Origin of the sequence: Pseudomonas alvandae (assembly GCF_019141525.1) — a bacterium.
GTDB lineage: Bacteria > Pseudomonadota > Gammaproteobacteria > Pseudomonadales > Pseudomonadaceae > Aquipseudomonas > Aquipseudomonas alvandae.
Map to the genome: position 1 here is coordinate 5075243 of NZ_CP077080.1, position 12439 is coordinate 5087681.

Annotated in this window: 9 protein-coding genes; 4 read left to right on the forward strand and 5 right to left on the reverse strand. The window is 62.5% G+C overall.

The window, feature by feature from the left end; translation table 11 throughout:
* Window positions 1-15 precede the first annotated feature (15 nt).
* The 5 genes from KSS97_RS22465 to edd all read right to left on the reverse strand — a co-directional run bounded on the left by KSS97_RS22465 (window position 16) and on the right by edd (window position 6690).
* Window positions 16-1275: a D-mannose isomerase gene (locus tag KSS97_RS22465; protein ID WP_198797688.1), complete on the reverse strand. Its 1260-nt coding sequence runs from the start codon at window positions 1273-1275 to the stop codon at window positions 16-18.
* A 244-nt stretch (window positions 1276-1519) separates the two neighbouring features.
* Window positions 1520-2989 (reverse strand): ATP-binding protein, encoded by a 1470-nt coding sequence (locus tag KSS97_RS22470; RefSeq protein ID WP_030139364.1) that lies wholly within the window; start codon window positions 2987-2989, stop codon window positions 1520-1522.
* Entirely contained in the window at window positions 2979-3710 is a 732-nt protein-coding gene (locus KSS97_RS22475) for a response regulator (RefSeq protein ID WP_030139365.1), read from the reverse strand. Before KSS97_RS22475 ends, KSS97_RS22470 begins: the two co-directional genes overlap by 11 nt.
* Before the next feature lie 197 nt (window positions 3711-3907).
* Window positions 3908-4867 (reverse strand): glucokinase, encoded by a 960-nt coding sequence (locus KSS97_RS22480; RefSeq protein WP_030139366.1) that lies wholly within the window; start codon window positions 4865-4867, stop codon window positions 3908-3910.
* A complete protein-coding gene (edd, locus tag KSS97_RS22485) occupies window positions 4864-6690 on the reverse strand; it encodes a phosphogluconate dehydratase (RefSeq protein ID WP_030139367.1) in 1827 nt (608 codons plus the stop codon). Before edd ends, KSS97_RS22480 begins: the two co-directional genes overlap by 4 nt.
* 231 nt (window positions 6691-6921) lie before the next feature.
* On the opposite strand from edd, the gene gap reads away from it, so the two are divergent.
* The 4 genes from gap (at window position 6922) to KSS97_RS22505 (ending at window position 12417) form a co-directional block, all read left to right on the forward strand.
* The gene (gap, locus tag KSS97_RS22490; protein ID WP_003184623.1) at window positions 6922-7923 is read left to right on the forward strand and encodes a type I glyceraldehyde-3-phosphate dehydrogenase; all 1002 of its coding nucleotides are present in this window, start codon (window positions 6922-6924) and stop codon (window positions 7921-7923) included.
* A 201-nt stretch (window positions 7924-8124) separates the two neighbouring features.
* Window positions 8125-8637: an RNA polymerase sigma factor gene (locus KSS97_RS22495; protein WP_030139368.1), complete on the forward strand. Its 513-nt coding sequence runs from the start codon at window positions 8125-8127 to the stop codon at window positions 8635-8637.
* 105 nt (window positions 8638-8742) lie between these two features.
* Complete coding sequence (locus tag KSS97_RS22500; RefSeq protein ID WP_030139369.1) at window positions 8743-9705, forward strand: FecR family protein; 963 nt, start codon at window positions 8743-8745, stop codon at window positions 9703-9705.
* Window positions 9706-9825: 120 nt separating this feature from the next.
* Window positions 9826-12417 carry a TonB-dependent receptor gene (locus tag KSS97_RS22505; RefSeq protein ID WP_217860190.1) on the forward strand — a complete coding sequence of 864 codons (2592 nt, stop codon included), beginning with the start codon at window positions 9826-9828 and terminating at the stop codon, window positions 12415-12417.
* Window positions 12418-12439: the final 22 nt, after the last annotated feature.

Consider the following 12439-nt stretch of genomic DNA (forward strand, 5'->3'; position numbering starts at 1 on the left):
TATGTCACTGCATGGTTACACAGGCGCGGGAGCGGATAACCTCGCCAACGCAGACGCCATGCTGGGCGCCAGGGGAAGCCGAGGTATCAGCACGGCTTGCCAGGCGTGGTAAAGGTCCGGCTTGCCCGGCCAGATGTCGGCGCTGGGGCGGTTTTGTGGATCGAGTTCGTGGTGCCAACTGCCGTTGCAGCGATCGATGAAATGCTTGTCGCAGAATTCCCAGAAACGCCGGTACCAGGCTTCGTATTGCGCCTCGTCGGTACGCTTGAGCAGCGCGCTGGCCGCTGCCGCCGCTTCGGCATGCACCCAATGCAGGCGATGACGAACCACGGCGCGGTTGTCCCAGTCCAGGGTGTAGACAATGCCCGGCGCGCCATCGACGTCCCAGCCGTGGCGGCAGTTCTGGTCGAAGAGTTTTTGCGCGTCCTGGGCCAGCCAGCCCGGGGTCAGCATGCCGATCTGCACGCGCGCGGCTTCAAGGTGCAGCAGTAGCCGCGCCCATTCGAAACCATGGCCGGGCGTGGTGCCGTAGGGACGAAACCCATCGGCCGGGTTGTCGTGGTTGTACTCGCGCAGCGGCTGCCAGTCGCGGTCGAAATGCTCGACGACCATGTAGTCGTTGGCGGCCGCATGCCCATGGATGACCCGCTCGACGATGCGCAGGGCCCGCGCCAGCCAGCGCGGGTCGTCCGTGGCATCGGCCAGGGCGAGAAAGGCTTCGGTGGCGTGCATGTTGCTGTTGGCGCCGCGATAAGCCTCTTCTTCGCGCCAGTCGCGGTTGAAGGATTCGCGCAAGGCGCCCTCTTCTTCGCACCAGAAATGCTCGTCGATGATCCGCACGGCTTCCTTGAGCAAGGCCTCGGCGCCGGGGCGCTGGGCCACGACCGCAGAGCTGGCGGCCAGGGCAACGAAAGCATGCAGGTAGGCGGCTTTGCCGGTTTCGTTTTCAGCGGGATTGGCCGTGGCGAACCAGCCGCCGAACTCAGCATCGCGCAGCGGCCCCATGAGGGCTTGCACGCCATGATCCACCAACTCGACAAACCCCGGCAGGCCCTGGATGTGGGCCATGGCGAAGCTGTGGGTCATGCGCGCGGTGTTCATGGTTTCGGCGCGGGCATCGGCGGGCAGGCGACCCAGCTCGTCCAGGTTGCCGAAACCGTCCGGCAGCTTCGAGGCCTTGGCAAACGCCAGCAGCCGCAAGCCTTCGGCGGCGAGCCATTGCTGGTGGGCAGGAGCGTTCAACCAACTGCTGAACGCCGGTTGGAAGGTGTCCATCGACATGACCTTTTTTGTTGTTTTGACCCGGGGAGTCTAAACAAGGGAGGGTCGGTGGCAGGTAACGAAAGGGACGAGTTATGTCACCGAGTTGTGACATTTTCTTGAAAGGGGTGTTGGGACTACTGGCGCCTTCGCGAGCAAGCCCGCTCCCACAAGGGACTTGTGTCAAACACAATACCTGTGTTCAACGAGGTCCAATGTGGGAGCGGGCTTGCTCGCGAAGAACGATAGCGCGGTCCGACTAATCCACACTCCGAGGCAACTGCAACGTCACCCGCAACCCGCCCTCGCGCAGATTCTGCAGGCTGACTTCGCCACCATGGCTATGGGCAATGTTGCGGGCGATGCCCAGCCCCAAGCCGTAACCCTGCTGCTGCCCGGCCAGGCGAAAGTGCGGCTCGAAGACTTGCTCCAGGCGCTGTTCCGGCACGCCCGGGCCTTCATCGTCGACGTGCAGGATGAACGCTGTTTCATCGTCATCGATGTGCAGATGGGCACGCTGTCCGTATTTCAAGGCGTTGTCGATCAGGTTGCCGATGCAGCGCTTGAGGGCCAGCGGCTTGCCGGAATACGGCGCCAGCGCCCGACCATCCTGGGTGACCCGGCCATTGCCGTTGGGCGCGAGGTAGGGTTCCACCAAGCAATCCAGTACGTGATTGAGGTCCACCGGCTCGATGTTCTCGTGGATGTCGGTGTCCTTGACGCATTGCAACGCGCCCTTGACCAGTAACTCCAGCTCGTCCAGGTCACGGCCAAACTTGGCTTGCAGGTTTTCATCCTCCAGCAGCTCGACCCGCAACCGCAGCCGGGTGATCGGCGTGCGCAGGTCATGGGAGATCGCACTGAACAACTGGCTGCGCTCGGTCAGGTAGCGGCTGATGCGCTCGCGCATGGCGTTGAACGCCCGCCCCACTTCCACCACCTCACTGCCGCCGCCCTCGGCCACGGGCTGCACTTCAGCGCCAAGGGACATGTCCCGCGCGGCTCGGGCCAGACGCTTGAGGGGCCGGCTCTGCCAGTGCACCAGCAAGCCGATGAACAACAGCAACAGGCTACTGGTGAGCACGATGAAACCCACCTGTTGCTTGGGCAGGTCCTGTTCTTCGAGGCTGGTATAGGGTTCGGGCAGCAGCGAGGCGATGTACAGCCATTCACCCGGCGCCATCTGGATCTGCGTGACCAGCACCGGCGGATTCACCGGCTCAAGCGTCAGGGCGTAATGGGCCCAGGAGCGCGGCAGCTCATCGAGTTTCAGCCCGCCGTTGAAGATCCGCAGGTCTTCGGGGCTGACGAACTTGACGGAGATGTCGGCGTTGTTGCCCAGGGAGCGCCGCAGCACTTCATCCACCGCCTGGAGCACTGCCAGTTTGCGTGGTGTCACGGGCAATACGTCCATACCTAGCGGCTTGTCATTGAGGGTGACGACGAATCGTGTACCGCCCATGCTCCGCAACTGGTCCAGCACCAAGGGCCGGTAAGCCACCGGCAGGGAGCGCAGATAGCTCACAGTGGCGGTCATCGAATGGGCAAGGCTGCGGGCGCTGGTGACGAGGCCTTCGAGCTGGGTGGCACGCAGTTGCGAAACCCAGATCAGGCTCGACAGCGTCTGGGCAAACAGCACGACCAGCAGGGTGAGCAGCAGCATCCGCCCGAGCAACGAGCGCGGCACCGGTATCCGCCGGACAATTTTCCTGATCGCTTCAGTGACCATTGCTGGCAACCACACTGGCCGCCAGTTGATAACCGCTGCCGCGCACCGTACGAATCAGCCGCGGTGGCTTGTCCGTGTCGCGCAAGCGCTGGCGCAGACGACTGACCGCCATGTCGACGATCCGGTCCAGGGGCATCAGTTCACGCCCTCGGGTGGCGTTGCCGATGGTGTCGCGGTCGAGGATTTCCTGGGGATGATCGAGGAACAGCTTGAGCAACGCGAAGTCGGCGCCGGAGAGGATCACTTCTTCGCCATCGGTGTGGAACAGCCGATGGCTGACCATGTCCAGCCGCCACTCGTCGAAGGCCAGCACGTCGCCGCCCGACCGTTCCTGGCCGAACTGTGCCCGGCGCAGCAGCGCCTTGATACGCGCCTGCAATTCACGCGGGCTGAACGGCTTGCCCAGGTAATCATCGGCTCCCAGCTCCAGGCCAATGACCCGGTCGGCCTCATCGGAACTGGCGGTGAGCATGATGATCGGCACATGGGCCTGGCGCGGGTGTTCGCGAACCCAGCGGCAAAGGCTGAAGCCGTCCTCGTCGGGCAGCATCACATCGAGGATCACCAGGTCGCTCGGCGCCTCGTTCAAGGCCTGGCGAAACCCGGCGCCGTCGGGCGTGGTGCGCACCTGGAAACCCGCACGGCTGAGGTAGGTGTCCAGCAGTTCGCGAATCTCCTGGTCGTCGTCGACCAACAAAATCGATTTGTTCACTGAACTCACGGGGCCTCGTCCTTGTTGTTTGGATTGGGGGCGATTATGCCTGATGGACGGGTTCTACAAACACACCACAAAACACACTACAAAACCCTGTGGGAGCGAGCTTGCTCGCGATAACGGTTTATCAGTCAGCATCAATGGCGACTGACACTCCGCTATCGCGAGCAAGCTCGCTCCCACAGGGGGTCGTATTTCAAACTTCAAGCGTGTGTCGACTGCTCCAACGCCACGCCCGCGCCCATCAGGCCGGAGTACGGCGCTGTCACCAACCAGACCGGAATACCCTTGAAATAATCGCTCATGCAACCCTTGTCGGCGAAGGATTTGGCGAAGCCACTCTCAAGGAAGAAATCGGCAAACCGCGGGACCACGCCGCCAACGATGTAGACACCGCCGCGCCCACCCACCGTGAGTACGTTATTGCCCGCCACGCGCCCCAGCCATCGGCAGAACTGCTCAAGGACTTCCAGCGCAACAGGGTCCCCTGCCAGGCCGGCGGCGGTAATGGATTCAGGGGTATCGAGCACCGGTTCATGACCGTCCACCGCGCAGATCGCCCGGTAGACGCGGGGCAAGCCGCTGCCACTCAGCGCGGTTTCGGCGCTGACGTGGCCGATTTCGTTGTAGATGTGTTGCCAGAGCTGGGTCTCGCGCGGACTGCTCATCGGCAGGTCGACATGGCCGCCCTCCCCCGGCAGCGCCGCGAAGCGACCTTCGCCCAGGTCCAGCAGCGTCCCGACGCCCAGCCCGGTGCCCGGCCCGATCACTACCGCCGGGCGCATCGGCTCCGGCGTGCCTTGGCAGACGACCCGGTATTCATCGGGACGCAAGCAGGTCATGCCCAGGGCCATGGCGGAAAAGTCGTTGACCAGTAACAGCTTCTCCACCTGCAGCGTCTTGCAGAACGCCAGGTTGCTCAGGCGCCAGTGGTTGTTGGTGAAGCGAAACTCATCACCGCTCACGGGGCCGGCCACCGACAGGCACACCGAGCCAATCGCACCCGGCGCCATGCCCATGCCGCTCAGGTAAACCTTGATGGCATCTTCCGGGCAGGCGTAATCCGCCGTCGCCAACACCTGGATGTTCTCCAGGTTGTGGTTCTTCCACAGGGCGAAACGCGCATTGGTCCCGCCGATGTCACCGACCAAAGCCAGTTTCAATTAATCGCCTCCAGGGCAGAAGTGAAGGCGCTGGCGCCCTGCTCTGCCGAGCTGAAAGCCATGCGCATGAAACCGAACAGCTCGCGACCGGTGCCGATGTTGTTGCCCAACAGGCCCTTGGCCGGCTCGCGCGCGGCGAATTCCTCGGCGTCCACCTTCAGTTCCAAGGTGCCTTTGACGCCATCGACGCGGATGATATCGCCCTCCTGCACCCGAGCCAACGCGCCGCCGACATAAGCTTCGGGGCTGACGTGAATGGCCGCCGGGATTTTCCCCGATGCGCCGGACATGCGCCCGTCGGTGACCAGCGCCACCTTGAAGCCGCGATCCTGCAGCACGCCGAGGAACGGCGTCATCTTGTGCAGCTCGGGCATGCCATTGGAGCGCGGGCCCTGGAAGCGCATCACCGCGACAAAATCCTTTTCCAGCAGACCGGCCTTGAACGCATCGGCCAAATCCTGCTGATCCTGGAAGACCATGGCCGGCGCCTCGACGACCTGGTTTTCCAAGGCCACGGCCGAGACTTTCATCACACCACGGCCGAGGTTGCCTTCCATCACCCGCAAGCCGCCTTCCGGCGAGAACGCACGGGCCACCGGGCGCAGGATGTTTTCGTCGAGGCTTTCGATCGGGCCGTCGCGCCACACCAACTCGCCATCTTCCAGGAACGGCTCTTGGGTATAGCGGCTCAAGCCGTGACCCAGCACGGTGTTGACGTTCTCGTGAAGCAGACCCGCTTCCAGCAATTCGCGGATCAGGAACGACATGCCGCCCGCCGCCTGGAAGTGGTTGATGTCGGCCTTGCCGTTCGGGTAGACGTGGCTCAGGGTCGGCACCACCTCGGAGAGGTCGGCCATGTCCTGCCAGGTCAGCTGGATACCCGCCGCCATGGCAATGGCCGGCATGTGCAGGGTGTGGTTGGTGGAGCCGCCGGTGGCGTGCAGCGCAACGATGGAGTTGACCAGCGAGCGCTCGTCGACGATTTCGCCGATGGGCATGAAGTTGCCGCTCTGCTTGGTCAGGCGCGTGACCTGGAACGCCGCCTCACGAGTCAGGGCGTCGCGCAGCGGCGTGTTCGGGTTGACGAACGAAGCGCCTGGCAAGTGCAGGCCCATCACTTCCATCAGCAATTGGTTGGTGTTGGCGGTGCCGTAGAAGGTGCAGGTGCCGGGGCTGTGGTAGGACTTCATCTCCGATTCCAGCAGCTCTTCGCGCGTCGCCTTGCCTTCGGCGTAGCGCTGGCGCACGTCGGCTTTCTCTTTGTTGGAAATGCCCGAGACCATCGGCCCGCCGGGCACGAAGATCGTCGGCAAGTGACCGAAGCGCAGCGCGCCCATCATCAGGCCTGGGACGATCTTGTCGCAGATGCCGAGCATCAGCGCGCCGTCGAACATGTTGTGGGACAACGCCACCGCCGTGGACAGCGCGATCACTTCGCGGCTCGGCAGGCTCAGTTCCATCCCGGCCTCGCCCTGGGTCACGCCGTCGCACATGGCCGGCGTACCGCCAGCGAACTGGCCGACAGAGCCGATCTCGCGCAGGGCTTTCTTGATTTGTTCAGGGAAGGTTTCGTACGGCTGGTGGGCCGAGAGCATGTCGTTATAGGACGACACGATGGCGATGTTGGCGGCGTTCATCATCCGCAGGTGATGCTTGTCTTCCGTGCCGCAACCGGCCACGCCATGGGCGAAGTTGGCACACTGCAGCTTGCCGCGCATCGGGCCGTCGCTGGCTGCACCGCGGATCAGTGCAAGGTAAGCCTCACGAGTAGCGCGACTGCGGGCGATAAGCCGTTCGGTGACCTCAAGTACGCGGGGATGCATAGGTAGAACTCCAGGCTAACGGGTGTGGCGACCTGATTGTCTATGCTGGTTCAAAAGCCCTTTGTACACCGCAGGAAAGACAGGGCGACAAACGGTTTTTGACCAATCGGACCAGTTGATTCAGGTCGCTCGTTGTAGATAAAACAAAATATTGCCACTAAAAAGGCTTGTTTTCTATTTTTATGCGAATAATCTTGTAATTCCAACAACAAATCGACGGCGGCGCAGTTAATGACTCTTCGAATCGCAATCAATGGTTTTGGCCGCATCGGCCGCAACGTCCTCCGTGCACTGTATACCCAAGGCTATCGTCGCGACTTGCAGATCGTCGCCATCAACGACCTGGGCGACAGTGCAATCAATGCCCATCTGCTCAAGTTCGACACCGTGCACGGCACCTTCGATGCCGACGTCCAGCACGACCACGAAAGCCTGACGGTCAATGGCGACCGCATCTCGGTCAGCGCCATCCGCAACCCGGCCGAACTGCCTTGGGCGGCCGAGAAGATCGACGTCGTGTTCGAATGCACCGGCCTGTTTACCGACCGTGCCAAGGCAGCCGCCCACATCAGCGCCGGCGCCCGCAAGGTGATCATCTCGGCACCGGCCAAGGGCGCCGATGCCACCGTCGTGTATGGCGTCAACCATGACATCCTGCGCCAGTCCCACCAGATCATCTCCAACGCGTCGTGCACCACCAACTGCCTGGCCCCGGTGGCCCAGGTGCTGCACCGCGAGCTGGGTATCGAAAGCGGCCTGATGACCACCATCCATGCCTACACCAACGACCAGAACCTGACCGACGTCTACCACAGCGACCCCTACCGCGCCCGCTCGGCCACCCAGAACATGATCCCGAGCAAGACCGGCGCCGCCGAAGCCGTGGGCCTGGTGCTGCCGGAACTGGCCGGCAAGCTGACCGGCATGGCCGTGCGCGTACCGGTGATCAACGTATCCCTGGTCGACCTCACCGTGCAGCTCAAGCGCGAAGCGTCGGCCGAAGAAGTCAACGAACTGCTGCGCCATGCCAGCCAGCATTCGAAGATCCTCGGCTACAACACCCTGCCGCTGGTTTCCAGCGATTTCAACCACAACCCGCTGTCGTCGATCTTCGACGCCAACCACACCAAGGCCAGCGGCAAGCTGCTCAAGGTATTGGCCTGGTATGACAACGAATGGGGCTTCTCCAACCGCATGCTGGATAACTGCCTGGCGTTGTGTAACGCGGAGTAACCGCCCCAGCAGCTTTTGAGCTTTTCTGTGGGAGGAGCTTGCTCGCGAAAGCGGTGTATCAGTCAACATCAATGGCGACTGACACTCCGTCATCGCGAGCAAGCTCGCTCCCACAGGGTTACAACATCGGTGAAATGAAGGCTTGACCCGTCGCGCAGATGATAAGCATTATCATCTACTCGAACCGGATCGGGCCCTACCGTGAGTCAATCGCGTTTTCATCACGTCTTTCTCGCCCAGCGTACCCCGCTGCTGCGCACCCTCGAGCGGATGGTCAACAACCCGAGCACCGCCGAAGACTTGCTTCAGGAAACCTACTTGCGCGTCACCCGCGCCCTGAGCGAGCGCACCGTCGATCATCTCGAACCCTTTGTCTTCCAGACCGCCCGCAACCTGGCGCTGGACCATTTGCGCGCGCGGCGAATCCAGTCACGGACCCTGGTCGATGACGTGCCGTTGGACGTCGTGAACAATGTGGTCGCCCCCCAAAGCAGCGCCGAAGACGCTGCCCATGCCGAACGAATGCTCGAACGCCTTAACGTCAGCCTGCAATCCCTCAGCCCGCGCCAACGGCAGGTCTTCATTCTCAGTCGGCTGCATGGCCACAGTTACCAAGACATCGCGCAACGATTGGACGTGTCCCTGAGTACCGTGCAAAAAGAATTGAAACTGATCATGGCCATCTGCGTGGGCGTGGCCGAACGCAACCCATGAATCAAGCAACAAGCCAGGCGTTTCGGGCCGCAAGCTGGACGCAAGCTTGCCAGCCACCGCTTGCGGCTTGTAGCGTGTGCCTGCCGCCAATAATGAGAATCCACCGTGACGGACAACCATCGCCCACCTGAAGCCGCCGAGGCACAGGACACTGCCCACGCCATGGACCAGGCGCTGGACTGGTTGATCCTGCTCGACAGCCCCAGCGAGGAGCAGCGCCAACACTTCCAGGCCTGGCTGGCGGCCGATCCTCGCCATGGCGAAGCGTTCGCCAGGGCCCAGGCGATCTGGAATGGCCCGCACGTCATCGAAAGCGCCCGGCAACTGCGCGACCAACCCAAAGTCACCGCGCTGTCGCGCCTGCGTGCCCATTGGAAACCGTTGGCGACTGCCGCCGTGCTGTTTCTCGGCCTGTTCAATTTCAGCGACTTGCCCCTGCACTTCGAAGCCGATCACCTGACGGTGGTCGGTGAGCGCCAGCGCCTGCAATTGGAAGACGGCTCCAAGGTCCTGCTCAACACCGATTCGGCGTTTTCCAGCACGTTCAGCGAACAGCGGCATGTGGCCCGCCTGTACAAGGGCGAGGCATTCTTCGAAGTGCCAGGCAACCGCAACCTGCCGCTGGAAATTGATGCCGGCCCGGTCACCGCCAGCGTCAGCGACACCACATTTGCCGTGCGTTACCTCGACGGCGTGGCCCAAGTCCAGGTGCAGCGCGGCGACATCGACCTGCGGGCCACCCGGTACGACACCCACGTGCGGTTGTCGGCCGGAGAAAGCATCCGCATCGGCCCCAACGGCTTCGACCGCCCCACACGCCTCGATGCGGGTACCGAGCTGGCCTGGGTACAAGGTCGGCTGGTGTTCGAAAACCGGCCGCTGAGCCAAGTCCTGGCCGAGCTGCGGCGCTACTACCCTGGCTGGATCATCAATACCAACGAACGTCTGGCCAACATCGCGGTGACGGGCAATTACCGCCTCGACCAGCCGCTGGATGCGGTCCGCTCCCTGGCGCACATCACCTCTGCGCGGTTGCAGGAATTCCCGGCACTGGTGATCCTGAACTAAATGAGAATTATTTTTACTCGATAGCCTTCGCTGGTTCGTCTCGTTATAGCCAATGCAATTGATTCGCATCTTCACGATGCCGATCTGCACCTATAACAGATGCGACACGGAGCGCTATCGATGTCCTCTCGCCTTACTTGCCGATTCCTCGCACCTTCCCGCGCGCTGTCATTACTGACCGCCGCCATCCTGATGGCCGGTGCCGCACCAGCAGCCTTCGCCGTCAATGGGCAATCGCCCGCCCACAACATGGGTGACTACACCTTCAACATCGCCCGCCAGCCCTTGGTCTCCGCGCTCAACGCGTTCACGACCGTCACGGGCTGGCAAGTAGGCTTGCCGGCTGAACTGGCCGCAGGCGTCGCTTCGCCGGGCGTGAACGGCTCGTTGGCGCCGGAAAAAGCCCTGGAGCGCTTGTTGGTGGGGACCGACCTGAGCTACCGCAAACTGGGCGATAACAACATCGTTCTGGAAAAACGCAGCGCCGGCAACGTGCTGGACTTGCAGCAAGTGACCATCAGTGCCACCCGCCAGGAACAGGACATTACCAGCGTACCGAGCACCGTTTCCATCCATGATCGCCAGGAACTCGATCGCAACAACGTCAACACCATCAAGGACCTGGTGCGCTACGAGCCCGGTGTTTCGGTGGGCGGCGCAGGCCAGCGTGGCGGCATCAGCGGCTACAACATTCGCGGCATCGACGGCAACCGGATCCTGACCCAGATCGATGGCGTGGAAGTGCCCGGCGGTTTCTTCAACGGTCCCTATGCCAAGACCCAGCGCAACTATGTCGACCCGGAGATCATCAAGCGCGTGGAAATCCTCCGTGGCCCGGCGTCGGTGCTGTACGGCAGCAACGCCATTGGCGGTGTCGTCAGTTATTTCACCCTCGATGCGGATGACATCATCAAGCCCGGCCAGGATGTCGGCGCACGCCTGAAGACCGGCTACAGCTCTGTCGACGAGAGCTGGCTCAAGTCCTCCACCGTCGCCGGTCGCAGAGGGCCATTCGACGGCCTGCTGCACTACAGCCAGCGCGACGGCCACGAGACCGAATCCTACGGCAGCAACAACGGCACCGGACTGGACCGCACCGCGGCCAACCCCGAAGACGTACGCGCCAACAACGTGCTGGCCAAGCTTGGCTGGGATTACAGCGATGATGCGCGCCTGAGCCTGGTGTATGAGAAGTACAAGGACGATCGCGACATCGATCTGAAAAGTGCCTACGGCGGCCCGTACGCCAACGGCCAACCGGCCATTCCCACCTCGATCCTGCCTGGCGGCATGTACCAGTGGCGCACCGGCAACGACACCATCACCCGCGAACGTTTCGGCCTGGAGCACAACTTCGACCTCGACAGCCTGCTGGCCGACACCATCAAGTGGAGCCTGAACCACCAGGTCGCCAAGACCGACCAGAGCACCGCCGAATTCTACTTCCCGATCACGCGCCAAGTACTGCGCACGCGAGAAACGCTCTACGAAGAGAAGCAGTGGGTGTTCGACGCGCAACTGGACAAGTCATTCCGCATCGCTGACACCGATCACGCACTGACCTACGGCACCACGCTCAAGCAGCAAAAGGTCACCGGTTCGCGCAGCGGCAATGGCGTGTGCCTGGCGGTCGGCGTGGGCTGCCCCGCCGTCGGCGCGATCAGCACGCGGGACGTGCTGGCAAAAGCCAGTGACTTTCCCGACCCGACCATCAACACCTACAGCCTGTTCGCCCAGGACCAGATCAGTTGGGACAAATGGACCTTCACGCCGGCACTGCGCTACGACTACACCCGGCTCAAGCCACACCTGACCGAGGAATTCCTCAGCACCGTGGACCCCACCGCCGGCGGCACGGTCAGCGGCGAGGACAAGACCTGGCATCGCGTCTCGCCCAAGTTCGGCCTGACCTATGACCTGACCGACCAATACACCTGGTACGGCCAGTACGCCGAAGGTTTCCGCACCCCGACCGCCAAGGCCCTGTATGGCCGTTTCGACAATGCGGGTATTGGCTACAGCGTGAAACCCAATCCCGACCTGGAACCGGAAAAAAGCAAGGGCTACGAGACCGGCCTGCGCGGCCGCTTCGACTCCGGCTCGTTCGACGTGGCGGTGTTCTACAACAAGTACCGCGACTTCATCAACGAGGACGCCATCATCCCCGGCGCCGACCGGTTGACCTTCCAGAGCAACAACATCAAGCACGCCACCATCAAGGGCATCGAAGCCAAGGGTCGCCTGGACCTGGACGTGTTCGGCGCACCACGGGGGCTCTACACCCAAGGCTCGGTGGCTTACCTCCATGGCCGCAACGACGACACCGGCGAACCGCTCAACAGCATCAACCCACTGACCGGCGTGTTCGGCCTGGGTTACGACCAGGCGCAGTTTGGCACCTTGCTCAGCTGGACCCTGGTGAAGAAGCAAGACCGCGTCGATGACAGCAACTTCAACTCCCCTGATGGCGTCAGCAGCCAATTCAAGACGCCGGGGTTCGGCATTGTCGACCTGAGCGGGTATTACAAGGTCACCGACGACGTCACGGTCAGCGGCGGCCTCTACAACCTCACCGACAAGAAGTACTGGCTGTGGGACGACGTGCGCGGCTACGACAGCGTCGGCGAAGCGGCCGTGCTGAACCCGGCCAATCTCGATCGCCTCACGGCGCCTGGGCGCAACTTCGCGGTCAACCTGATCTGGGATATCTGATCCAGCGTTCAGCCAAAACAAT

What these genes read in the sequence shown, in the direction of transcription:
- gap (WP_003184623.1), top strand. Translation starts at nt 6,922, where the DNA reads ATGACTCTTCGAATCGCAATCAATGGTTTTGGCCGCATCGGCCGCAAC.
- KSS97_RS22470 (WP_030139364.1), bottom strand. Translation starts at nt 2,989, where the DNA reads ATGGTCACTGAAGCGATCAGGAAAATTGTCCGGCGGATACCGGTGCCG.
- KSS97_RS22465 (WP_198797688.1), bottom strand. Translation starts at nt 1,275, where the DNA reads ATGGACACCTTCCAACCGGCGTTCAGCAGTTGGTTGAACGCTCCTGCC.
- KSS97_RS22505 (WP_217860190.1), top strand. Translation starts at nt 9,826, where the DNA reads ATGTCCTCTCGCCTTACTTGCCGATTCCTCGCACCTTCCCGCGCGCTG.
- edd (WP_030139367.1), bottom strand. Translation starts at nt 6,690, where the DNA reads ATGCATCCCCGCGTACTTGAGGTCACCGAACGGCTTATCGCCCGCAGT.